Source organism: Corynebacterium sp. UMB8791, from assembly GCF_054166365.1.
In genome coordinates, this window is the sequence record NZ_JBSZCG010000186.1 from 12,108 (window position 1) to 36,302 (window position 24,195).

The window sequence follows — 24,195 nt, forward strand, 5'->3', positions numbered from 1 at the left end:
ACATATAAAAGGCCTGCCGCGAAGCAACAGCGGCAGGCCTTTTGTAGTAGGAGCTACAGGCTAGTTAATCGGCGTCGGCTCGATCTTCCAGACCTCGTTCGCGTAATCGCGGATCGTGCGGTCAGAGGAGAAGCGACCGGATTCGCAGATGTTGATCCAGCACTTGCGTGCCCATGCATCTGGGTCCTCGTAGTACTCCTTGGCCATGCGGTCGCGGGTTGCGCGGTAGTCCGCGAAGTCGCCCAGCACGTAGTAGACGTCAGCTTCGTCGAAGCCGAAGCCCTCGAGCAGGGAAGCACGGATGTTGTGGAACGCGCCGGTGCCGCAGTCGTCCAGGGTGCCGTCGACCAGTGCGTTGAGCACACGGTGCAGGCCTGGGGTCTGCTCGGCGGTAGCCTTCGGGTCATAGGAGCGCTGCAGCTCAGGCAGATCCTCCTCGAGAGCGCCGAAGATGTAGGCGTTCTCTTCACCGACAGCGTCAACGATTTCCACGTTTGCGCCGTCCATCGTGCCCAAGGTCAGCGCACCGTTCATCATGAACTTCATGTTCGAGGTGCCCGACGCCTCCTTGCCGGCCGTCGAGATCTGCTCGGAAACATCCGTTGCCGGGATGATGTGCTCAGCAGGGGAGACGTTGTAGTTCTCCACGAAGACCACATGCAGGTACTTCGAGACGACTGGGTCGTTGTTCACCAGCTCGCCGATGGCGTTGATGAGCTTGATGATCCCCTTTGCCATCGTGTAACCAGGTGCAGCCTTCGCACCGAAGATAAAGGTGCGCTTCGGTACGTCGGTCTCGCCGTCTTCCTTGATACGGAAGTACAAGTCGATGATGTACAGCGCGTTCATCAGTTGACGCTTGTACTCGTGCAGACGCTTGATCTGCGTATCGTAGACGGAGTCCGGGTCGATGACAGAACCCTGACGCTGCTCGATCCAACGAGCGAAGTCTTGCTTGTTAGCAGCCTTGATCTCCCGCAGTTCCTTGAGCACTGCAGGATCATCAGCGTACTTGCGCAGCTCCTTCAGCTTGGACAGGTCCGTGGTCCACTCATCAGAACCAGACAGGCGGTCGAGCAGGGATGCGAGACGCGGGTTGCACATACGCAGCCAGCGACGTGGGGTGACACCGTTGGTCTTGTTGTTGAAGCGCTCTGGATACATGGAGTACCAGTAGTTGAGTGTGTCGCGCTTCAGGATCTCGGTGTGCAGCGCAGCCACGCCGTTCACGGAGTACGAAGCGTAGCAGGCGATCCACGCCATGTGCACCTTGCCGTCGTGGACTGGGGAGTAGTGGTGTGCGTCCTCCGGGCCAATGCCACGGGACTCCATGTCGAGGCGGTAGCGGCGGTCAATCTCCAGGACAATTTCCCAGATACGCCAGAACAGCTGCTTGAAGATGGACTCGTCCCAAGTCTCCAGAGCCTCCTGGAGCACGGTGTGGTTCGTGTACGCGAAGGTCTGGGTGGTGACGTTCCACGCCTCATCCCAGCCCAGGCCGTGCTCATCCATGAGCAGGCGCATGAGTTCCGGAACCGCCAGCACCGGGTGGGTGTCGTTGAGCTGCACTGAGTTGTACTCGTGGAACTTGCTCAGATCCTCGCCGTGGTGCTCGATGTAGTTGTCGATCATCTCCTGCAGCGAAGCAGAGACGAAGAAGTACTGCTGGCGTACGCGGAGCACCTTGCCAGCGTACGTGGTGTCGTTCGGGTAGAGCACGCGGGTGATGTCGTGGACAGCCTCGCGCTCCAGGATGGCGTCGGAGAAACGCTGCGAGTTGAACGCATCGTAGTCGAACTCGTGGATTGGGGATGCGTCCCACAGACGAAGGGTACCAACGTTATCGGTGCCGTAGCCGGTAATCGGCATGTCGAACGGTACTGCTCGAACCGTCATGTCGTCGAACTTCACGATGCGCTGCTGGGAGGTGCGCTCAACAACGAACGGGTAGAACGATTCCTTCCAGGAATCTGGGTGCTCCTTCTGGAAGCCATCGACGAACTCCTGGCGGAACAGGCCGTAGCGGTAGAGCAGGCCATAGCCGGTGACCGGGTAGTCCTGCGTCACTGCGGAGTCCAGGAAGCACGCCGCGAGGCGGCCAAGGCCACCGTTGCCCAGCGCGGCATCGTGCTCTGCCTCGAGGACATCGGTCAGGTTGTGGCCGAGCTCTGCTGCTGCAGCCTCAGCCTCTTCCACCATGCCCAGGTTCGTGAGGTTGTTCAGCAGTGCACGGCCTTGCAGGAACTCTGCGGAGAAGTACGCCTGCTGACGAGTAGCCGAGTAGGCTTTTTGGGTTGCATCCCACTTGTCGGCAATCTGCTCCACAACGGCGGCCGAGAGGCCAGTCCAAAACTTGTTATTGGTGGATGCCTGCGGGCTGCGTCCAGAGAAACCACGAACATGGCCGGCGACAGTGTCCTGCAGTGCCGGTACCGATGTTCCTACAGTGTTCTTCATAAAAACCTCAGATCTCTTGATGTGTCGAATTGGAATGCGTCGTGCTCAGCCGGAACCGCGTTGCGCTATGGCTGAGCAAGATACGTCAGAACTGCCGTGAGTCCGGCATTGGTAGCTGCTTTCACCGTGGGTGCGTAGTCCGGCAAGAAGGTCGGCATGTGGTTGACTGGAATGTCTTCCGCGACTCTATTTGCCGCAACGGCTTCATCCCACTGTGCCTTCGGGGTGCACCCGATAAGCCAGTAGAAGTACGGCACGTCGAACGCCAGGGGAATGACTGGGAAGTCCTCAGACACTGTCTTTCGGTCGGCTTCAGCAGACTCATGCTTGAAAACCTCGTCGAAAGACTGGCGGACCTTTGCGTACACCTCGGCGTCATTGCTCATAAGTTCTCCGTGAGCGAAGTACTCGAACGTAGGCGCTTCGGTGGCACCCGATGCCTGCACCTCTGCGCGAACAACCCGCTCGATGGAGGCGTACATCTGCTCTTTTGTCTTGTTTTGATAAAAGCGACAGTTGAGTACGAGTTCCGCGGAGTCGGGGATAATGTTGTTCGTCGTTCCAGCGTGCAAACTGGCAACGGTGACGACTGCGAAGTCAGAAGGATCGACTTCCCGGCCCACGAGACCTTGCAGGCGGGCAATGATCATCGCTGCCGTAAACGTTGGGTCTATGGCGTTGTGTGGCATAGAGCCGTGCGCACTTCGCCCCGGGATCGTAATCCTGATGGAGTCACATGCCGCGAACTGGGGACCCGCTTTTGACATCACGGTTCCCGCAGGTCCGGGCATTACATGCTGGCCAAAGCAGACGTCAGGACGCGGGATGCGTTCCAGAAGTCCGTCATTGACCATCGCTTCTGCCCCTACCCCCAGCTCTTCTCCTGGCTGAAACAGCGCAATGAACGTCCCACGCCAGGCGTGGCGGGTGTCGTCCATAAAACTGCACATACTGAGAAGTGCCGTGGTGTGCATGTCATGGCCACAAGCATGCATAGTGCCGACGCTCGTGCCGTCCTCAAGACGCACCTTTTTCTTTGAAGCGTATGGAACTTCGGTAGATTCCGTAACTGGGAGCCCATCGAAGTCGGCACGGAACAGTACAGTTGGCCCGTCACCGTTGCGGAAGACCGCACAGATTCCGTAGCCCCCAATCGGTGCAATTACTTCGCAGTCGAACTGGGTAAGTTCGGCGAGGAGCCGTTGGTGCGTCTCCTCTTCTTGCATCGATAGCTCGGGCGTGGTGTGCATGAATTCATAGAATGCACGCTGCCACGATTCGTCAACGACGTAACTGTTGAGAATATCGTTGATGTTGATCATGTACGTCCCTCTGTGCGTCACTCCGCACGTGCTTGCTTAACTACCATCACATTAAGTAATACCAGTCTTTTGGGAGGAAGGTATAAACAACTTTGGTCTAAAGGACTGGGTTGTAGAGGAGAGAGTTGCGTGACGGGGCACATTCTGTGGCAATACGCAGCGACTTTGTCACATTCCCGGCATCGCGGAGTCGGTAGAGTTTGTCCACCATTTTGTCACGAACATCAAACGGGGAAAGCGTATTGACGTAAATTTTAGTGCCGCCTTCGAACCCGGCGAGTGTAGAAATACGCCACTTAATGTTCACCCTCCATGGCATCGGAAGGTCCAGATCCACAGGCCGGTAGTGCCACTCCTCGTTGCACGCGACCTCAGGTCCCATCGCTGCGTGGATCGCGTGCACGAGGTCCGACAGACCGCGCACTTCCTGCTCCGACTGCTCCCAAGGTGCGCAGGTTGCGGACTTGGAATAGATGGAGACAGTGGGGTAGCGGTGCCCGATGCCTGCGATGGCGATTGCGAAGTCGTTCTCCGCGATCACCAGGTTGTGGTAGAACGCGTAGTTCACTCCCCATTCGTTGTACATGTTGATGTTCTGGCGCAGCTTTGCAATCTCCATCTCGGCCTGCACGCCACGCGCGTCGACGGTGACGAGCTGCTTGTGCAGGTGGTCGAAGGAGGCGCCAGCAGGCGCAAGCCAGTTTTGGAAGACTACGACGTACGGGGAGTAGGGATTCTTTACGACGAGGTCGTGGAGGGAATCAACTGTGAACTTGAAGAAAGCCCCGTGCTCGTCTTCGGTGAGTGTTCCGGAGCTTGCTAGCTGTGTGTCGTCGGTGGCGCCGTCGACGAAGTGGCGTCGAGCAATAATGACGTCGTGACCGCCGCCGAAATACGCGGGCGCGATCTCCAAGAGTGACGCCTCGTCGCGGTCGGGATTCTCTCCGGAGGCCTTGAGGCGGGTGCGAACGATGTCGAGGACGTGGGCCTTGCCAGCGGGGTCCGCGAGGTAGCGGTCCATGTGTTCCTGCTGGGACTGGGGCATGCTGTAGCCGTAGTTCTTTGCCCAGTAGTCGTAGGAGACTATCTCGAAGAGGTTCGGTACGCGGCGGAACTCGGCGGTGGTGGCGTCGAGCTCTTCGGGCATCGCGTTGCGGACGATCTCCCAACCATCCCGGGTGCGAACCATGCGTGACTTCTCTGGTGGGGTGCGAAGCTGGTGGGCGTCACAGAAGTTGCAGTGCTCGTGAAAGTCGGAATCGCTGAGCGGGTGCGGGGTCCCTGAGGGGTGGGAAAGGGGCCGGTTTCCTCTGCCTGGGACCGTCCAAACCTCGGTGCCGGAAAATGGGTTGACTTGCTTGATCGTGCCGTCAGCCATGGTCGTCAGGGCGTCACGATACGAGTGCACTGGAAAAGTCATACCTGCTACGTTACTCCCCGGTGTATTAGCCTGTTCGTCATGGCGATCATTCAGTTCCATGTGCTGGCCCCCGATGCGTCGGCAGAAAAGTTGGCGGAGGCGTACCAGCGCGCAATCGATATTTTGGTGCGGCGCGAAAAACTCACTGCCGGAAATGTTGTGTACACCCCGCATGTAGCGTTGCCTAGCGAGGTCACCGAGGAACTGGAAGCAACATACGTGCAGGACAGGCAGGTCTCGGCTGAAGAAGAGGGTGCCGCCCTCCAGCGCTACGACATCGAGGTTGAAGGCGCGAGGAGCCTGAACAGCCTGGCGATGGGCCTGTCGCGGATTCTGACCCCGCGAGCGCAGCTTCCATCAGACCCCGTCGCGTTGGAGCAGCAAGACCAGTTTGAGACGCCTGCGCTTTACCCCTGGACCGTCGAGGTGTTCAGGTAACGAATCGCCGCCTCGCGGCCTGCGCGGCGGAGTTGCTCACTGGTGTCAGCGATGTTTTCAAGGGGGACTGCGATTGCTTCACCAGCGGGTTCGGCGTCGAAGCTACCCGCCACAATTACGCAGACAGCACCTGCATCAGCGGCAAGGTCGCTTACCGTGCTGGCAACCTTGCCAGCGGCGGTTTGGGCGTCATAGCGTCCCTCGCCGGTGATGACGAGTCCGGACTGTGCGATAAGATCTGCGAGCCCGCTGGCGTTCGCGATGACGGGCGCACCGGGGGAGATGGAGACGTGGCTGGCATCGCCGTGCAGGAGCGTTGATAGCCAGGTGATGCCGATCGCGATTCCACCCGCAGCCCCGAAGGCCGGAGTAGTGGGGTCGAGACCTGCTACTTCGCACAGCCTGGCCAGCCCGCGGTCGAGCTTGGCCACGTCTTCTTCGGAAGCGCCCTTCTGAGGTCCAAATACAGCGGCGGAGCCTTCCGGTCCCGTGGCGGGCGAATCCACATCGGTGAGTAGTACCCAGTCGAGCGCGCCTGCGGGAATGTTGACCTTTGCGGTATCGAGGTCCGCGAGGCGCTCGAGGTCGCCGCCGCCAGGCTTGAGTTGATAGCCCTCAGCGTCGACGGGGTTCGCGCCAAGGGCTACGAGAATGCCGGTGCCGCCATCGGTGGTTGCCGAGCCACCCAAGCCGAGCACGATCCGTGTTGCGCCACGGGTTTGTGCGTCGGCGATGAGCACTCCGGTGCCGTAGGTATCGCCGGTCAACGGAACTGGTGAATCTGCGACGGCGGGTAGCCCAGAGGCGGCAGCGACGTCGATAAACGCTGTGGTTGAAGCGGCATCATAGGTGTAGGTAGCCTCCGTGAGGCGCCCCGCGGCGTCCGTGGTGGGCAGGGTGATGCGCTCGCCCTTGAACAGTTCGGAGGTGCCTTCGCCGCCGTCGGCCATTGGGGCGAGTTTGATGGTTGCGTCCTTTAATATCTCGCGGACGCCTTCTCCGATCCACGTTGCGGCCTGCTCAGCCGACGCCGTGCCTTTGAATGCGTCTGGGGCGATGGTGACTGTGGTTGGGGTACGCAATGCTTCATCCATGAGGGCAAAGTGTAGTGCATACCTTCCGTTGTGTTGCACACTCAGCGCAGTGGTTCTCGGGTACGATGACCGACATGTATCGCGTTTTTGAAGCACTTGATGAACTCGTCCAAATCGTCGAGCAGGCCTACGGCGTGCCAATATCAAGCTCTTGCCTCGTGCCGCGCAACGAAGTGCTTGCGCTGTTAGACGATATTCGTGACGCAATCCCGAATGAGATGGACGACGCTCAAGATGTCCTCGACCGGCAGGACGCTATCTTGCATGGTGCACAGGAACGCGCGGACGATTTGGTGGCTCAAGCCAATGCAGACGCGAAGCACATTATGGATGAGGCAAACGAGCAGTCTCAAGAAATGATTGACGACGCCCAGTCCCACGCGACCATGCTGGTGACCAACGCTGAAGAGGACTCCCGCGATATGGTCAGCCGCGCACGCGAAGACGCGGAAGCCACCGTGGCGCGAGCACAGGAAGAAGCTCAGCGCCTGGTTGAAAACGGTCAGAAAGAATACCAGCGCTCAATTGATGAGGGCTTGGCGCAGCAGGAACACCTTGTTTCCGAGGCAGAGGTCATGCGTCGCGCAGACGAGGAGGCGCACCGCCTGGTCGAGCAGGCGCATGCGGAGTCCTCGCGTCTGCGCGGGGAGTGCGACGAGTTTGTGGATTCCAAGCTTGCGGAGTTTGAGGAGTCACTTTCCGCAGTGCTTCGCACAGTATCTAAGGACCGTTCTGCGCTCCGGCGTGGCGCCGGCGTCTCAGGCGGCAGCCAACGCGCGGAGCGTTACGACTACGGCGAGCATTAGGAACGCACAAGAGAAAACCAGGTAGCACTTCCAGAAGAAAACCGATGTAGAGTTTGGGTTGCTATGGCTAAAAATCCTTTCATTATTCAAGTAGCTGACGCTCTGCACGGCGACGGCATGCCGGTAGTTGTCCACAACGTGGGCCCAGCTCCCTCCCGCATCGGGCCAGAGATGATCGCAATTCCGGAAGGCCAGGAGGTGGCCGTTGACGCTACCGTGACCCCGCTTGGTTCTGGCGTGATGGTCGACGCCACCGTGACCGCGGTACTGGAAGGGCAGTGCGTACGCTGCCTGCGCACCCTGCAGCCGACGGAAACGCTGCGTGTCTCCCAGGTGTTTTCTAACGGCGACGACTTCATCCAGGGTGATGAAGAAGTAGAGGAAGACGCAGGATCCGGGGATGAGATCATGCGCATCGTGGAAGAAACGGTTGATCTCGAGCAGGCCTTCGTCGACGAAGCTGGCCTCACACTGCCGTTTAACCCGACCTGCCAGCCTGCATGCCCCGAAGACAGCGACGTTCCGGCACCAGACGGCATCAGCGGCGAAGCAACCGACGCGGTGGATCCGCGCTGGGCTGGATTGGAGAAGTTCCTATGAGCCGACGTTCAAAGAAGAATCGCGTCAGGGGCGAAGAAGCGTGGAACAGCGCGTTCTCCGAAGTAGACCATGCGCCTCTGCTCGAGTGGCTGGGTGTGGAGCTGGACGACGAACTGTTGCGACTCGCCTTGACGCATCGCTCCTTTGCCAACGAGCACGACTACCTGCCAAATAACGAGCGGCTTGAGTTTCTCGGAGACGCAGTGCTCGGTCTGACCGTAGCCACGAAGCTCTTCGAGATCTACCCTTCGAGCTCCGAGTCGGTGCTCTCCCCGATGCGGGCCTCAATTGTGTCACGCTACGGGTTGGCGGATGTCGCCCGTGGCATCGAGCTTGGTAAGTACGTGCTGCTTGGAAAAGGCGAGTTGCATACCGGTGGCAGGGACAAAGAGTCCATCCTCGCCGATACGACGGAGGCGCTCTTTGGCGCGATCTATCGGCAGCACGGATTCGAAGCAGCCCGCGACGTAATTCTTAAGCTCTTCCACGAGAAGCTCCACAACGCGACGGCACACGGCCACAGGCAAGACTGGAAGACTGTGCTGCAGGAACGCCTCGCGGAACGTGGCATCCCAATGGTCGAGTACGAAACGACGTCTGAAGGCCCCGAGCACGACCTCGAATTTACGTCGTACGCGATCATTCTTGGTGAAAACCGCGGACGTGGAGTGGCGCATAACAAAAAGCTCGCCGAGCAAGAAGCAGCCAGGGAAGCAGTGGCGTTCCTTCAGAAGCACCCGGAAGCGCTCGTTCTTGAGCAGCAGACCCAAGACAAGGCGTAGCTGATGCCCGAACTGCCGGAAGTTGAGGTCGTGCGTCGTGGCCTGAACGAGCACATTGTTGGCAGGACATTCGACAGCATCGAGGTCGCGCACCCCAGGGCGGTCAGGGATAACACCGTCGATTTGGCAACAACTCTTCCCGGGCTCCGCGTCACGGGCACCGGACGCCGTGGCAAGTACCTCTGGCTGACGCTGTCCGACGGAGCCTGCCTCCTGGTGCACCTTAGAATGAGCGGCCAGATGCTCGTCGGCGCGCCGGGCAGCGTAGATAGCCCGCATGCGCGAATTCGTGCCAGGATGGGCGACGTTGAGCTGGTATTCGTTGACCAGCGGACATTCGGCTCGTGGCAGTACTGCGAGCTTGACGATGGCATCCCAGAACGTGCAAGCCACATTGCGATGGACCCGTTCGAGGAAGGCTTCGACGTTGATACAACTGCAGAGTTGATGCGGCACAAGCGATCTGCGGTCAAAACGGTGTTGTTGAATCAGGCCGTAGTCAGCGGTATTGGATCCATCTACGCTGACGAGGCAATGTGGGCGGCACGCGTCGCGCCGTGGCAACGGGCAGATACACTCGCTCAGGAGAGTGCGGTCGAGCTTCTCGACGCATCACGTGACGTCATGGAGCGTGCTCTTGCACAAGGCGGAACGAGCTTCGACTCCTTGTACGTGAACGTCAATGGTGCCTCGGGGTATTTTGCCCGCTCGCTGAATGCCTACGGGCGCGCGGGTGAACCTTGCGCCCGCTGCGGGGACGCCATTGTGAAGACGGTCGTGAACCAGCGGTCGAGTTATTACTGCCCAACATGCCAGGATCCTGAGCAAAATCGCGAATAATCCTGTCATTGCGACTAGGATTCTCCGCATGGAAAAAGCAACCGAGTTCATTGACGGAACTCTCAACGGCATCATCTGGGACATTGTCCCGTGGCTCCTGCTTGCTGCGGGTGTCTACTTCGGGCTACGTACCTTGTTCGTACAGGTCCGACTGCTTCCGGAAATGTTCAAGGCGGTCACTGAGACCCCGAAGGGCAAAGACCGCGACGGGCGCGATTTGGACGAAGAATACGGCGGTATTTCTGCGTTCAAGGCGTTTACCATTTCCGCTGCTTCCCGCGTGGGCACGGGCAACATCGCTGGTGTCGCTCTCGCGATCTCGGTTGGCGGGCCTGGCGCAGTGTTCTGGATGTGGATGATCGCCATTGTGGGTGGCGCTACCGCGTTCGTTGAGTCCACGCTCGCACAGCTGTGGAAGACGAAAGACGAAAGCGGCAACTACCACGGTGGTCCCGCCTACTACATGACGCGCGGACTCGGGTGGCGCCCGCTCGCCGTGATCTTCGCTGTTGCGCTCTCGTTCACCTATGGCTTTGTGTACAACGCAATTCAGACGAACTCCATCGTTGAGGCCGTCGGCGGTTCTGTTGGCTCCGACTCGATGACGCTGAAGCTGATTGTGGCAGTGATCCTTGCTGCCCTGACTTCTGCCATCATCTTCGGCGGTGTGACCCGTATCGCGAACTTCACGCAGGTCGTCGTTCCTTTCATGGCGGTCGCCTACATCCTGGTTGGCCTGCTGGTAGTCATTCTGAACATTCAGGAAGTTCCAGGGATGATCGCGCTGATCGTCGGCCACGCCCTGGGGCTGAAGCAGGTTGGTGGTGCGACGCTGGGTATGGCGTTTGTCTGGGGTATGCGCCGTGGTCTGTTCTCGAACGAGGCCGGCCAGGGGTCCGCTCCGAACGCAGCGGCTACTGCGACGGTATCGCACCCGGTGAAGCAGGGACTGGTGCAGACGCTCGGCGTGTACTTCGACACCCTCGTTGTGTGCTCGATTACGGCGTTCGTCGTGCTGCTCGGCCCTGAGATCAACTACGGCTTGGATGATGTACAGGGTGCATCGTTGACGCAGTCCGCCTTGGCGGCAACGGTGGGTGCGTGGGGCACGCACTTCATCACGTTCATTCTCTTCTTCCTGGCGTTCTCGTCAGTGATCGGTAACTACTACCTTGCGCAGGCGAATATTGAGTACCTCTCGGACTCGAAGACGGTGCTGAACATTTTCCGCTGCGGTGTCATCGTCTTTGTGTTCTTCGGAGCGTTCGGCTCGATTCCGCTGGTGTGGTCGCTTGGCGACACGATGGCGGGCACGATGGCCATCATCAACATCATCGCGATCGTCCCGCTTGCGGGTGTCGCCATCAAGCTGCTCAAGAACTACAACGAGCAGCGCGTCCAGGGCATCGACCCGGTGTTCCACCGCGACATGATGCCTGAGGTCAAGAACGTAGAGTTCTGGGACGGCTCCGACCCGGTCACGCGCCGCAGCCTGGAGGACCGCATCACGGCTTCCGAGGCCCGCGCCGTAGGTGAAGACAACGAGCAGGGCGGTTTGAAGTAGCCGATGGCCACCATTCGTATGACCGCGTTTGTGCACGGGCACGTTCAAGGCGTCGGGTTCCGCTGGTGGACCCGCTGCCGGGCCTTGGAGCTCGGCCTACAGGGGTATGCGAAGAATCTTGTCGACGGCCGCGTTGAAGTAGTCGCGGAAGGCGACGAAGGGGACGTCGATACGCTGAAGCGACTACTGGAAGAACAGCCCTCCTCAACGCAACGACCGGGCCACGTGGACATAGTAGTCGCGCAGTACGGTGAGCCTCGTGGGGCGGAAGGCTTCCACGAACGGTAAACTCACCACAATGCATTTGAAATCGTTGACGCTGAAGGGCTTTAAGTCCTTCGCTTCTTCGACGACGATGAAGTTCGAGCCCGGCATCTGCGCTGTTGTCGGACCGAACGGCTCAGGTAAATCGAACGTCGTCGACGCGCTTGCCTGGGTGATGGGGGAGCAGGGTGCGAAGAATCTACGCGGTGGGAAGATGCAGGATGTCATCTTCGCGGGAGCGGGGGATCGCAAGCCACTAGGGCGCGCAGAGGTAACACTCACCTTCGACAACAGCGATAAGCACCTTCCAGTGGACTTCACGGAGGTTGCGATCACGCGACGTATGTTCCGTGATGGAGCCTCCGAGTACGAAATTAACGGCTCGAAAGCCCGGCTGATGGACATTCAGGAGCTGTTGTCGGACTCCGGTATTGGCCGCGAGATGCACATCATCGTCGGGCAGGGCAAGCTGTCTGAGATTTTGGAGTCGCGCCCTGAGGAGCGCCGAGCGTTCATTGAGGAAGCTGCGGGTGTGCTGAAGCATCGGCGTCGCAAGGAAAAGGCGCAACGCAAGCTTCAGTCGATGCAAGGCAACGTCGACAGGTTGCAGGATCTGACAGATGAGCTTGGCAAGCAGCTCAAGCCGCTGGAGCGCCAGGCCGAAGCCGCGAAGCGCGCCGCGACTGTGCAAGCCACGCTTCGCGACGCCCGGCTCCGCCTCGCCGGCCACCAGATGGTCACGCTGCAGGCAGCGCATGCACAAAGTGACGAGAGTGCGAAGCTGCTCGAAGAACAGGTCGAGACCGTGACCGCGTCGCTCGAGAGCGCTGAGGAACAGTACGCGCAGCTCGAGGAAGAACAACGGGAGGTACAGCCGCGTGCCCAGGAGTCACAGGAAACTTGGTTTGCACTGTCATCTCTCGAGGAACGGGCGAACGCGACGTTGCGCATCGCACAGGAACGCGCGCACAACCTGAACACGCAGACTGAGTACCACGGACAAGACCCAGAGGAGCTGCTCGCTCGGGCAGCAGCAGCGGACGAAGAATATGAGGTGGCCATTGAGGCTGCCGAGGAAGCCGCGGAGCGACTTGAGGTTGTTCGGGAAGACGTTGCCGAATACCAGGCTGCGTTCGATGAAGCTGAACGCGAACACGTGGCGCAGATTCAGGCGGTAGCGGATCGCCGTGAGGGCGTTGTGCGGCTGGTGGCGCAAGAGGAGGCGCACCAGCAGGCCGTGCTCGGAGGTGAGCAAGAGGCAACCCGGCTTGAAGAGCAGCTTTCACTCAGCAGCGAGCGGGCCCACAGCGCCCGCGGCGAAGCCGAGGAGGTAGCGGAGAAGATTGCTGAGCTTGAAGCCCGCCGAGGGCCACTCGTCCATGAGTACGAGCAAGCAAGCTCAGAGCTCACTGCCGCCGAGCAGCGCTTTCAGGAGCTACAGATGCAGCAGCGCGAGCATGAGCGGGCGGTGTTTACGCTGCAGTCGAAGATAGAGACGCTGCAGCACCAAATGCCAACACGTACCGCGGAGGAGATGCTCGGAGGTTATCCCGCGCTTGCATCACTGGTGAAGGCTCCTGCTGACCTGGCAGGAGCGCTGGCTGCCGCGCTTGGTGGCTTCAGTGAGGCATTGGTGGGCGAGCGCGACTTGGACGTTGTGGAGCAGCTGCAATCCGCAGATCGTGCCAGCATCGTTGAGGCAGTCGGCGGCGCGCTGTGGCGTGTTGAAACCGACGGGTGCTATGACTGGCTCCTCGACCACCTCGACGTCGACGTTTCGGTCGCGGGCCCCGTGGCGCGCCTGTTAGCAGACGTTGTTGTAGTGGAGACGCCGCAGGAGGGCGTGGACGTCGTGAAGGCAGACCCACGACTGCGTGCTGTGACGCGAGAGGGGGCACTATTCGGCGAAGGCTGGATGTCGGTAGGCATCGCGAGCGCGTCTACGGTCGAGGTGAGTGCGCAGGTTGAAGCCGCACAGCGAGATCTACACACCGCAGAGCACGCGTTGGCGGAGCTCTCGGGCACGTTTGAGGGAGCGCAGCTCGCAGCCGAGGACGCGCGGGTGAATGTTGCGGCGGCGAAGGCAGCGCTGCGCGAGCACGACACGGTGGTTGCGTCGTGGCAGCGTGAGCATCAGCGCTTGGCTGCGCAATCGGACACGGCCGAGCAAGAGCGCGTCCGTGCCGCGCAGCAGCTTGAGGAGGCAGAGCAGCGGCTCGCTCAGCGCCGTGAGCAACTGCTGGAAACCCAGGAGCGTCTTTCTCGCATCGACGACACTCCTGCTGCGGAAGGCCCTTCGCCCGAGGCCCGTGATGCTGCATCCCAGCAACTGACGCAGGCGAAGGCGATCGAACTGGAAGCGGTTCTCGCTGCTCGTGAGACGCAACAGCGCGCTCAGACAATTGCGGGGAAGGGCGATGCGTTGCGGCGCCAGGCGGAAAACGAGCGCCAGGCAAAAGCGCGTCATGACGCAGCCGTTGCACGTCGGCGGTCCCAGGCCCTGCTCGCCGGAGCCGTGAAGGAACATACGGAGGTTCTGATCTCGCGAGTCCAGGATGCATTACAGCGAGCCACCGCGCAGCGCGATGAGCTGCAGCGCACGCTTGCTGCGCTGCAGGGCAGGATTCAACAAGAGCGATCGCAGGTCAGCGCTGCTCGTCAGCAGCTGAATCGGTTGAGTGACCGCGCGCACGCCGCAGACATTGCAAGGTCGCAGGCGAAGGTGCGTCTTGAGGAAGCTCAGCAGAAGATCGTCGAGTCGCTCGGTATTTCGGTCGATGACTTGCTCGCGAACTTCACGCCGGGAGAAGACTTTGACGAGTCCACTGAGACCCAGCGACTGCGCCAGGCCGAAAAAGACTTGCGCTCTTTGGGGAAGGTGAACCCGCTGGCTCTCGAAGAGTTTAAGGCGCTTGAGGAACGCTATACGTTCCTCTCTACCCAGCTTGCCGATGTGATTCAGGCTCGAAAGGACTTGCTCGACGTCATCGAGGATGTCGACGCCCACATCCTGCAGCTCTTCACGGATGCATGGCACGACGTGGAGGAGGAGTTTCCACGTGTGTTCCATACGCTGTTTCCCGGTGGGGAAGCCCGCCTGATACTCACGGAACCAGATGACATGCTGCTTACCGGTATCGAGATCGAGGCGCGCCCACCGGGCAAGCGCGTCAAGCGGCTGTCACTGCTTTCAGGTGGGGAGAAGTCGCTGACTGCTCTGGCGTTTCTAGTGGCGATTTTCCGAGCGCGCCCGAGCCCGTTCTACGTGCTGGACGAGGTGGAGGCAGCGCTCGATGACGTGAATCTGCGCCGATTGATCGCGCTGCTCGAGGAGCTGCGGCAGGACTCGCAGCTCATTGTGATCACGCACCAGAAGCCGACCATGAATGTGGCGAACGTGCTCTACGGTGTCACCATGCGCGGTGATGGTGTAACGAGGGTGCTCTCACAAAGAATGCGCCCGGCGGGGTCAGCTCCTGACTCCGATCCGGACGCGTAAATAGGGGTGCGGGGGTTAGTTCTTTACAACAAGCTCCAGTGTTCCCTCAGGACCAACTGCGAAGAGTTTATCCTGGCCGAGCACCTTCAGGCTCGTGGTCTGCTTCAGCAAGTCGCTGGTGGTGTTTTCCCAGATGGTGTCCTCAGACGGGCATGCCTTCCTCGTCGTCGGCGTCTTGAACGTGGAGACCGCACCAGTTGCTTCGTCAATGGTGAAGCCGACGCCGTAGCCGTTGCATGGACCGCCTACAAGCACGTAGCCCTTATCTTCCTTGACAAATTGGACAGTAGCGCCGTCATACAACGGCAGCGGTGCCCAGGTGGTGTTCAGCGCGGTGGTGAGCGCCTCACCAGTTGCTGGTACTGCCTCCTTCGGCGCGTCGGTGCCAACGCTCGGCACGTCTACCTTTGAGCTGCCAAGCTGGCCACTTGAGGCAATGATGCCAAGTCCGACGGCCAGCGAAATCAGCGTTGTGAGGACTGGCAGGATCCATTGGGCAACGTCTTGTGGCAGATTCTTCAAAAATGGGGGAGTATTCATAAACCTTATTCAACCACGTTGTTGGCATAAATGGGGTATTCCACACAGTTTTTGAGCGCCTTTGGCACTATGGAAGTCATGACTACGTACTCGTTATGGATTGCAATCGCAGCTGTGGTGCTCGTGATTCTCATTGTGGGCATCATCATTGTTGGCAATAAACGGAAATCGGCAAAGTCTGTTTCCTTTGAAAAGACCGAGGAGCCGAAAGAACTTACCCAGCAGGAAAAGTCCGGCAACTACCAGGCAAAGGGGGGTTTTAATTTCGCTCAAGCAGGAGTGAAGGAAAAGGAACCTATCCCGCGTGTCGACGCCCCCTCCGATCCGAAGCCCGCTCAGGCTGCGCCAATGCCGGAGCCTGAGCCGGTTGTAGAGGACGGGTCGGCGCCTGAGCCTGAGCCTGAGCCGGAGCCGGTTGAGGAAACTCAGTCCGAAAAGCCTGAGCCGGTGGTTGTACCGGAACCGCAGGTCGACCCTGAACCTGCAGTAGAACCGAAACCTGAGGTTGAGAAGGAGCCGGAACCGACACTGGTCGCGGAAGAGCCAAAGGCGCCCGCGCCTGCAGAACCCGCCTCCGACGAAGCAGACGTCGAACACCAAGACATCGAAGAAGCACAAGAGGCAGCTGACGCAGCCGCAGCAACGGTCGACGGGGCGGAACGTGCCCTGGAAGACGGTGCCGAACCGACCGAGGACGCAATTGTCAGCGAACCAGTCTCCTCCGAGCCTGTCGAGGCAATCGCGCCAGCCGCAGGCCGGATGGGTAAGCTGCGCGGGCGCCTGTCGCGCTCGCAGAACGCGATTGGCCAAGGGCTGCTTGGCATTCTTACCGCGGGCGACCTCGACGAGGACGCGTGGGAAGAGATCGAAGACACCCTCATCATGGCGGATATCGGTGCGGATCTGACCATGCGCATTACCGATGCACTGCGTCAGAAGATTGCCGAGCGAGGCGTGGCATCTGAGGCTGAAGCACGCGCAATGCTGCGGGAAACCCTGATCGAAGCCGCGAAGCCAGAGCTCGATCGTTCGATTCACGCAATGCCGAACGAAGGCAAGCCCGCCGTGATCTTGGTAGTCGGCGTCAACGGCACGGGTAAGACCACCACGACGGGCAAGCTTGCACGTGTACTCGTAGCGATGGGCCACTCGGTGGTACTTGGCGCTGCGGATACATTCCGCGCTGCTGCGGCAGACCAACTGGAGACGTGGGGGCGTCGGGTAGGTGCCTCTACGGTCCGCGGAGCAGAAGGCGCGGACCCTGCCTCTGTCGCGTTCGACGCCGTGGCGACCGGCGTGCAAGAGGGTGCGGATGTCGTGCTTGTCGACACAGCGGGCCGTCTGCACACCTCGACTGGCTTGATGGATCAGCTGGGTAAGGTGAAACGGGTCGTCGAAAAGAAATCTACTGTTGATGAGGTGCTCCTGGTACTGGATGCAACGGTTGGACAAAACGGCATTGCGCAGGCGCGAGTGTTCCGAGAGGTCGTCGATATCACCGGTGTGGTGCTGACGAAGCTGGACGGTACCGCGAAGGGCGGCATTGTGTTCCAGGTACAAGAGGAACTGGGCGTGCCGGTCAAACTTGTGGGTCTTGGCGAAGGCGCCGATGACCTCGCGCCGTTTGAAGTAGAGAGCTTTGTGGATGCTCTGCTGGGATAGCCTGGCGTGATGTGAACAGTTGGGCGGAAAGGCGCTAGGCTAGGTGCGTTCTGTCTCATTACCGAAGAATGAATTAGTTAAGGGAGCAACGCACTGTGTTCGAGTCACTGTCTGACCGCTTACAATCAGCGCTTGGAGGCTTGCGCGGCAAAGGCAAGCTCACCGAGGCTGACATTAACGCCACAGCACGTGAGATTCGGATCGCGCTGCTGGAGGCTGACGTCTCGCTGACTGTCGTACGCGCCTTCATTAAGCGCGTGAAAGAGCGCGCTTTGGGCTCCGACGTTTCAGAGGCGCTGAACCCGGCACAGCAAGTGGTCAAGATTGTTGACCAGGAGCTGACCGCCATTTTGGGCGGAGAGACTCGACGCCTCAACTTTGCAAAGACACCGCCGACCGTCATCATGCTGGCAGGTCTACAGGGTGCTGGTAAGACCACCCTGGCAGGTAAGCTGTCCCGCCACCTGGCAAAACAAGGACACACACCGCTGCTGGTGGCCTGTGACCTCCAGCGCCCGGGCGCGGTGCAACAGCTCCAGATTGTGGGTGAGCGCGCCGAGGTTGCAACGTTCGCTCCGGATCCTGGCACGTCCATAGACTCGTTTGAGCACGAGATGGGCACTTCCCACGGCGACCCCGTCGCGGTGGCGCAGGCTGGTATTGAGCACGCGAAGCAAAACAAGCACGACGTGGTGATCATCGATACCGCGGGCCGTTTGGGTATTGACGAAACGCTGATGACGCAGGCGCGCAACATCCGTGATGCAGTCCAGCCTGATGAAGTCCTGTTTGTGATCGATGCGATGATCGGTCAGGACGCGGTCACGACTGCGCAGGCCTTCGCAGACGGCGTGGACTTTACCGGCGTTGTGCTGACGAAGCTCGACGGTGACGCTCGCGGTGGTGCAGCTCTGTCCATTCGCGAAGTCACCGGCAAGCCGATCCTGTTCGCGTCCACCGGTGAGAAGCTCGACGACTTTGATGTCTTCCACCCGGAGCGCATGTCGAGTCGCATCCTCGGTATGGGCGACCTGCTCTCACTCATTGAGCATGCAGAGACCGTCTTCGACCAGAAGGAAGCTGAGGAGGCCGCGAGCCGACTCGGCACTGGGGAGCTCACGCTTGAAGACTTCCTGAACCAGATGCTGATGATCCGCCGCATGGGCCCGATCGGCAATCTGCTCAAGATGATGCCTGGCGGCAAGCAGATGAACCAGATGGCGGACATGGTTGATGAGAAGCAGCTGGACCGCATCCAGGCAATCATCCGCGGTATGACTCCTGAGGAACGCGCGAACCCGAAGATTCTCAATGCGTCGCGCAGGAAGCGCATCGCTGCTGGTTCAGGCGTGAAAGTCTCTGACGTTAACCAGCTCGTTGAACGCTTTTTTGAGGCGAAGAAGATGATGGGCGCGATGGCCAACCAGTTCGGCCTACCAGGAATGCCGGGCATGGGTGGCGGACGCTCCGCGACAAAGAAGAAGCCCAAGGGACGCAGGGGCAAGAACGGGAAGCGCAAGCCCGCGAAGCGCCGTGGTGGAGGCCCGAAGATGCCGGGCATGCCACAGATGCCGGGCATGCCTGGCATGGAGGATCTGCAGAAGATGCAGGAACAACTTCCTCCGGGTATGGAGGGGCTTGACCTCAACAATCTTGACTTCGGCGCAGCGATGAAGCGCATGGGCAAGAAGAAGTAGTCAGCAAAACACTGAAGGGCCGGTACGGGCATCCGTACCGGCCCTTTGCTATCGTGCTCGCACGCTACTGCGTAGCGGGTGCGTCCATCTCCAAGCTCGGTGTGGGATCCGTGGCGGGCCCCGGGAGCAGGCCTAGCTCTTCGAAGATCGGCATCAGCTCAGCCCACAGAAGCGGAGCGAGCGTTGCTGCGTAGGCGTTCGAGATGTGGTTCTGGTCGCGGTAGATGTACACGTTGCCACGCTGTGGCGGGCAAAACTTGTCGTCGCAGAACCAGTCAGCGGTATCGATAGACCACTGGTGATTCTCGGGCAAGAGGTACGAGGTTGCTGGGTCCTCGGGCCCGTAGATTGTGCTGCGCAGTGCTGAGCAGTCGCGTTCGGAGGCGCCAGCAACGATGCAGAGGTTCGGGTCCATAGGATCGCCTTCTGGGGTGAACATCCATGGGTTATCGCGCAAACCAACGAACGGGACGCCGTAGTAGGCGAAGTTCTGCCACAGGTTCGCGTAGGCGTCGGGGACCTTGTCCGTGGAAAACGCTGCACCGCCCGCGTGGCCCTCGGGGCGTGTGGAGTTTGAAATCACCAGGTCCGGGTTCATCTCGACGATGCTCTGGAACGCAAGCTCCGACCATTGAGCGCATACATCGCTGACGAACTCGTCTCTGTCGGCACCGCCGATGACAATCGGGCACTCCTGCCGTACGTACGGAATGACCCGGAAGTGGTGCTCTTTCCCGAGCTTGTCGAGGGGCACGACGTACGGCTCGATGTGGGACCCACCGGTCATCACTACAGTGACGTCGGACTCGAGGTCGCCGTACTGGCAGTCGGGACGAGGCATGTCCGTTGCCGGTTGGGGGATCATGATCATGCACTCGTCTACGCCGATAGGTGGGTAGATGCCCGCAATCAGGGCGGGATCGGGCTGCGGCTTGACGTCTGGGACTTCAGCACCAGCAATGGCGAGGGCGCCCGGGTAAAGGTCCTCCGGAAGATCGCGGTCTGCGTCCTCGATGCGCTGATTCCAAAGCGGTTGGATTGCAAAAATAGTGGCAACGAGCACGGAAACCAGCACGCCGCCGCCTGCGCGGCCAATGCCGGTGCGGGTGCGCAGCGTCGAGCGGGCGTCGATAACCGGTGTATCGGTCGATTGCGGGCGCTTGCGGTGTTGACGCAGCGGGTCTTCTACCAGCAGGTGTGTGACGTGTGCGAGTCCGAGCGAAACCGCGATGACGAGGGTGCCAACCCACCACGGAGGAGTCCCGAACCCCCCAGCAAGGGTGACAATGATGAGCAACGGCCAGTGCCAAAGATAGAGGGAATAGGCGATGCTGCCTAGCCACGTCATCGGCTTCGACGCCAGAATGTTTGAGACCGAGTTCTGGTTGCCACTCATGACAATCAGCGCGGCGCCAGTGAGTGGCAGCAGCGTGACAGGGCCGGGGAACGCGAGTGAAGTGGTGACGACGATGCCGGTAATCGAAATCATCACAACGCCAAGGCCCGCAGTCCACGCGGCTGTGCGCTGTGGCAGGAAACGGCTGGTTGGCACGAAGGCAAGCAACCCACCGAGCGCGAGCTCCCACGCACGGGAGAAGGTGGAGTAGTAGTTCTGGCCCGTACCGACGAAGCCGAAGCGCGCAGCGTATGCGAACGAAGCAACGGTGATAATGGCGAGCAGCGTGATCGCGCCTCGCTTGGCGATGACAGCCGGGACTTTGCACTTCCAGATCAAGAAGGCCAGCAGCGTCCCCAACAAAATCGCGAAAACGTAGAACTGGCCCTGCACACTCATTGACCACAGGTGTTGCAACGGAGACGTGTCCTGGCTTGCCGCCGCATAATCCGCATCTTGGGCGATCAGCTCCCAGTTTTGGTAGTACAGCATGGACGCTGTGAACTGCTTGGAGAGTTCCACGCCCATCAGCTCGGGGGCGAGCAGCATCACGCCAAGCATGGTTGCCAGGACAGTGAGCGCAAGTGCTGGAACGAGGCGTCGAATAGTGCGCCACAGTGGCCACCAGGGGTTGAGGCTTGGGTTTGGGCGCATTGCGTAGCGGATCTGGCCGCCGAGGAAGAAGTATCCAGACAGCAGCAAGAAGACGTCGACGCCGCCTGAGACTCGGCCGACGTAGACGTGGAACAAGACGACTAGTGCGATAGCAAAGCCTCGAAGCCCGTCAAGGTCGACGCGGTATGCGGTTGAGCGTTTCGTGCTCGGTGCAGGCATGCTGAAAAACCTCGTGTACTCTCAGATTGTTTCGCGCCCTCATTACGCTTCATGCTATTTTTCGGCGGGCAACTGAAAAGACGATACCCGCAACAGGCAGGCAAATGGTAACTATCTGCCTAGATAACAAGTCCTGTTTGGGAATTGGTTCGCTATGGGGTAACCTCTTTCAGGTTGATTATCTGTGTATGCAGGTTTTGAACAGGACCAAACTGCGTTCGCGTTGGACCCGTCACGTGCAGAGATGTGCGATGTCGCCCAACCAGTCACGCGCAGGGTAAAGAAGAAGGGTTGAACCGGCCCGCCTATCGTGTTGGCGGGTGTCTGTACTGCCCGGTGACCGTAAAGGAAGATTTTCATGGCTGTAAAGATTAAGCTGCAGCGCGTCGGTAAGATCCGTAACGCGCAGTACCGTGTTGTTATCGCTGATGCGAAGGCTCGTCGTGATGGCAAGGTTGTCGAGAACATCGGTATCTACCACCCGAAGCAGGAGCCTTCCCTCATCAAGATCGACTCCGAGCGTGCTCAGTACTGGCTCGGCGTTGGTGCGCAGCCGACCGAGCCTGTGCTCGCTCTGCTGAAGATTACCGGCGACTGGCAGAAGCACAAGGGCCTCGACGGTGCTGAGGGCACCCTCAAGGTTGCTGAGGAGAAGCCATCCAAGCTTGACCTGTTCAACAAGGCTCTCGAGGAGGCCAACAACGGCCCGACCGCTGAAGCTATCACCGAGAAGCGCAAGAAGGCGAAGGAAGAGGCTGAGGCCAAGGCTGCCGCAGAGGCTGAGGCAGCTGCAGCTGCTGAGGCTGCGGAGTCCGCTGAAGAGGAGTCCCCGGCTGAGGAGTCCGAGGACTAATCCGAACCTCGCAACGGCACGTTCCCGATCCGTGTGGTCGGAGGGCGTGCCGTTTTTTGTTTGCGAAGTGGGCGTCGAAAAGTAGGGTAATTGAGCATGGAGCTACTGATTGGTCGGGTCGTGAAGACTCACGGTATTAAGGGCGAAGTCGCGGTGGAAGTGCACACGGACCAGCCCGAGGTTCGCTTCGCGGTGGGCAGCAAGCTGCGCGGTACGCAAACGGGGAAGGAAGTTGAACTCACCGTTGCGACTGCCCGCCCGCACAAAGGACGCCTGTTGCTCAGCTTCGAAGAGGTGCCGGACCGTACCGCCGCTGAGGGGCTGCGAGGGCTGAAGTTCTTCGCGACGCCGCTTGAACGCGGGGAGGACGCGGACCCGGATGAGTTCTACGATCACGAATTGATTGGACTGAACGTGCGTCTTGATGGGGAGGAGATCGGGCAGGTCACAGGTGTGATGCATACGCCGGGGCGCCAGATTCTGGAGGTTGAGTATGACGGCCGTGAGGTCCTCGTGCCGTTCGTGAGCGATATTGTGCCCGAAGTAGATCTGGAGAAGGGCTTCCTGTCCATCACCCCGCCTGAGGGTTTGCTCAATGTCTAGGCACACCTTGAGGCTCGACATTGTCACCATTTTCCCCGAATACCTTGAGCCGCTGCGCCACGCGTTGTTGGGCAAGGCGATTGAGCAGGGGATTGTGAGCGTCCGCGTGCATGATCTTCGACAGTGGGGGCTTGGTGTACATAAGTCTGTCGACGCCCCTCCGCTCGGCGGCGGGCCTGGTATGGTGATGCGCCCGGATGTGTGGGGTGAGGCGCTTGATGCCGTGGCAGCTGGCAACGAAGGTGAAGGGTTGCGTTCCGCCGCACCGCACCGCAATGACAAGGCCCGCCACGATGAGGTCCACGCCGTCGCGCCACGGCCGTATGAAGTTAGTGATGTCCGCGAAGGCGAGTCTGCTGAGCAACCACTGCTGATTGTGCCTACTCCGGCGGGATCGCCGTTTACGCAGCAGGATGCGCAGGCGTGGTCGCGCGAGTCCCACATCGTGTTTGCTTGTGGCCGCTACGAGGGTATTGACCAGCGAGTCTTTGTTGACGCCCAGCAGCGGTACCGGGTGCGCGAGGTCTCTATCGGCGATTACGTGCTAATCGGCGGGGAGGTGGCTACGTTGGTGATCGTGGAGGCCGTCACCCGTCTGATCCCCGGGGTGCTGGGCAATACGCAGAGCCACGAGGACGATAGTTTTTCCGATGGGTTGCTTGAGGGACCGAGCTACACAAAGCCACGAACGTGGCGCGGGATCGGCGCCCCTGACGTGCTCTTTTCGGGTGATCACGCCAAGGTGGAGCGCTACCGACGTGATGCATCGCTGCTGCGCACGCAGCAAGTCCGCCCGGAGCTATTGGACGCCGCCGAGCTCGATGAGGATGACGAGTTTGCGCTGTACGGCCGCGACGTCGTGACGGCAATGCAGGTGCTCGTCGACGAGAAGCGCTGGCCGAAGGCGCGCAAGTCTTTGGCCCGTGCGTTGCGCAAGGCTGGCTACCGCGAGCCCAAAATCTCACTGGAGCCGATCGGCCCGCACTGCGAGGATGAGTCGATTCTTGAGACCGATTACCTGTTGAAGGAGGGGCATCCGCCTCTTGAGTCTTTGTGCAGGCTCGAGGTGCGCGGCCGCACCGCGCTCGAGCTGGACGCTGCGACGCAAGCGGTGGTTGCAGGCCTGCCCAGAGGTACCTACTGGTACGGATCGACCCGCCTCGTGGATGGGAACGCATAAGCATTAGAATGAGCACACCGAGATCATGAACACGGTGAAGCAGCAGCAGACCGCCCTCGAGAACCGCATCGCTGAGCTGCGCACCTTCGAGCGCGAGTACCGCACTCGCCTGCGCACACTGCTCGAGTCCCAGCTGGAGGAGCTTGAGACCCGTGGCACGTCCGCTCCGAGCGGCGACGCTGGCAATAAGTAGTTTCTTTCAAACATCAGCCACCATTCACTGCGGTGAGTGGTGGTTGTTGCCATTTCTGGGGGACAAAGGGCTAGAATGAGACAAGCTACGTGCTTCACCACCTGGTGGTGCGGTAGCGCGTGATGATCCGACCATCATCGGGGAGCGTTTC

General features: G+C 60.1%; 19 protein-coding genes and 1 pseudogene. 14 read left to right on the plus strand and 6 right to left on the minus strand.

The genetic code is table 11. The annotated features are described in order from the left end of the window. Positions 1-60 precede the first annotated feature (60 nt). The 3 genes from ACXIUA_RS11775 to ACXIUA_RS11785 all read right to left on the minus strand — a co-directional run bounded on the left by ACXIUA_RS11775 (position 61) and on the right by ACXIUA_RS11785 (position 5,199). On the minus strand, positions 61-2,457 hold the full coding sequence (locus tag ACXIUA_RS11775) for a glycogen/starch/alpha-glucan phosphorylase (RefSeq protein ID WP_070976623.1): 2,397 nt from the start codon (positions 2,455-2,457) through the stop codon (positions 61-63). 65 nt (positions 2,458-2,522) lie between these two features. Beyond that, positions 2,523-3,779 carry an amidohydrolase gene (locus tag ACXIUA_RS11780; RefSeq protein WP_457976925.1) on the minus strand — a complete coding sequence of 419 codons (1,257 nt, stop codon included), beginning with the start codon at positions 3,777-3,779 and terminating at the stop codon, positions 2,523-2,525. Positions 3,780-3,876: 97 nt separating this feature from the next. Beyond that, positions 3,877-5,199, minus strand: a complete 1,323-nt coding sequence (locus ACXIUA_RS11785) for a DUF4921 family protein (RefSeq protein WP_176754849.1) — start codon at positions 5,197-5,199, stop codon at positions 3,877-3,879. A gap of 39 nt (positions 5,200-5,238) precedes the next feature. On the opposite strand from ACXIUA_RS11785, the gene ACXIUA_RS11790 reads away from it, so the two are divergent. After that, the gene (locus tag ACXIUA_RS11790) at positions 5,239-5,637 is read left to right on the plus strand and encodes a hypothetical protein (RefSeq protein WP_070362260.1); all 399 of its coding nucleotides are present in this window, start codon (positions 5,239-5,241) and stop codon (positions 5,635-5,637) included. Here ACXIUA_RS11790 and ACXIUA_RS11795 read toward each other — a convergent pair. Further along, positions 5,607-6,731, minus strand: coding sequence for a glycerate kinase family protein (locus tag ACXIUA_RS11795; protein WP_256000299.1), 1,125 nt, complete (start codon positions 6,729-6,731; stop codon positions 5,607-5,609). The two genes, ACXIUA_RS11790 and ACXIUA_RS11795, sit on opposite strands and share 31 nt — an antisense overlap. 74 nt (positions 6,732-6,805) lie before the next feature. Here ACXIUA_RS11795 and ACXIUA_RS11800 point away from each other — a divergent pair, with 74 nt between their 5' ends. From ACXIUA_RS11800 to smc, 7 genes are all read left to right on the plus strand, one after another. Then, entirely contained in the window at positions 6,806-7,537 is a 732-nt protein-coding gene (locus tag ACXIUA_RS11800; protein ID WP_070363481.1) for a DivIVA domain-containing protein, read from the plus strand. Between the two features lie 63 nt (positions 7,538-7,600). Beyond that, positions 7,601-8,137, plus strand: a complete 537-nt coding sequence (locus ACXIUA_RS11805; RefSeq protein ID WP_070362261.1) for a YceD family protein — start codon at positions 7,601-7,603, stop codon at positions 8,135-8,137. Continuing rightward, entirely contained in the window at positions 8,134-8,919 is a 786-nt protein-coding gene (gene rnc, locus ACXIUA_RS11810) for a ribonuclease III (RefSeq protein WP_457976926.1), read from the plus strand. Before ACXIUA_RS11805 ends, rnc begins: the two co-directional genes overlap by 4 nt. Before the next feature lie 3 nt (positions 8,920-8,922). After that, entirely contained in the window at positions 8,923-9,759 is an 837-nt protein-coding gene (gene mutM, locus ACXIUA_RS11815; RefSeq protein WP_288792003.1) for a bifunctional DNA-formamidopyrimidine glycosylase/DNA-(apurinic or apyrimidinic site) lyase, read from the plus strand. A gap of 28 nt (positions 9,760-9,787) precedes the next feature. After that, complete coding sequence (locus tag ACXIUA_RS11820) at positions 9,788-11,323, plus strand: alanine/glycine:cation symporter family protein (RefSeq protein ID WP_256005139.1); 1,536 nt, start codon at positions 9,788-9,790, stop codon at positions 11,321-11,323. Positions 11,324-11,326: 3 nt separating this feature from the next. Then, positions 11,327-11,611 carry an acylphosphatase gene (locus ACXIUA_RS11825; protein WP_071572497.1) on the plus strand — a complete coding sequence of 95 codons (285 nt, stop codon included), beginning with the start codon at positions 11,327-11,329 and terminating at the stop codon, positions 11,609-11,611. 10 nt (positions 11,612-11,621) lie between these two features. Then, positions 11,622-15,086: a chromosome segregation protein SMC gene (gene smc / locus ACXIUA_RS11830; protein WP_457976927.1), complete on the plus strand. Its 3,465-nt coding sequence runs from the start codon at positions 11,622-11,624 to the stop codon at positions 15,084-15,086. Positions 15,087-15,101: 15 nt separating this feature from the next. On the opposite strand, the gene ACXIUA_RS11835 is transcribed toward smc, so the two are convergent. Then, positions 15,102-15,626 carry an META domain-containing protein gene (locus ACXIUA_RS11835; protein ID WP_070362267.1) on the minus strand — a complete coding sequence of 175 codons (525 nt, stop codon included), beginning with the start codon at positions 15,624-15,626 and terminating at the stop codon, positions 15,102-15,104. A 78-nt stretch (positions 15,627-15,704) separates the two neighbouring features. Between ACXIUA_RS11835 and ftsY the strand changes: the two genes are divergently transcribed. Both ftsY and ffh read left to right on the plus strand, forming a co-directional pair. Continuing rightward, the gene (gene ftsY, locus ACXIUA_RS11840; RefSeq protein WP_457976928.1) at positions 15,705-17,288 is read left to right on the plus strand and encodes a signal recognition particle-docking protein FtsY; all 1,584 of its coding nucleotides are present in this window, start codon (positions 15,705-15,707) and stop codon (positions 17,286-17,288) included. A gap of 95 nt (positions 17,289-17,383) precedes the next feature. Next, the gene (ffh, locus tag ACXIUA_RS11845; RefSeq protein WP_070478854.1) at positions 17,384-18,985 is read left to right on the plus strand and encodes a signal recognition particle protein; all 1,602 of its coding nucleotides are present in this window, start codon (positions 17,384-17,386) and stop codon (positions 18,983-18,985) included. Between the two features lie 64 nt (positions 18,986-19,049). Here ffh and ACXIUA_RS11850 read toward each other — a convergent pair whose 3' ends face one another. Beyond that, complete coding sequence (locus ACXIUA_RS11850) at positions 19,050-21,215, minus strand: acyltransferase family protein (RefSeq protein WP_457976929.1); 2,166 nt, start codon at positions 21,213-21,215, stop codon at positions 19,050-19,052. 358 nt (positions 21,216-21,573) lie between these two features. Between ACXIUA_RS11850 and rpsP the strand changes: the two genes are divergently transcribed. From rpsP to ACXIUA_RS11870, 4 genes and pseudogenes are all read left to right on the plus strand, one after another. Beyond that, the gene (gene rpsP / locus ACXIUA_RS11855; RefSeq protein ID WP_070362270.1) at positions 21,574-22,068 is read left to right on the plus strand and encodes a 30S ribosomal protein S16; all 495 of its coding nucleotides are present in this window, start codon (positions 21,574-21,576) and stop codon (positions 22,066-22,068) included. A 90-nt stretch (positions 22,069-22,158) separates the two neighbouring features. Further along, a complete protein-coding gene (rimM, locus tag ACXIUA_RS11860) occupies positions 22,159-22,671 on the plus strand; it encodes a ribosome maturation factor RimM (RefSeq protein WP_457976930.1) in 513 nt (170 codons plus the stop codon). Beyond that, on the plus strand, positions 22,664-23,851 hold the full coding sequence (gene trmD, locus ACXIUA_RS11865; protein ID WP_457976931.1) for a tRNA (guanosine(37)-N1)-methyltransferase TrmD: 1,188 nt from the start codon (positions 22,664-22,666) through the stop codon (positions 23,849-23,851). The genes rimM and trmD overlap by 8 nt, the downstream gene beginning before the upstream one ends. Positions 23,852-23,861: 10 nt before the next feature. After that, positions 23,862-24,044: pseudogene (locus ACXIUA_RS11870) on the plus strand (DivIVA domain-containing protein); the annotation flags it as partial. Between the last annotated feature and the right edge of the window lie 151 nt (positions 24,045-24,195).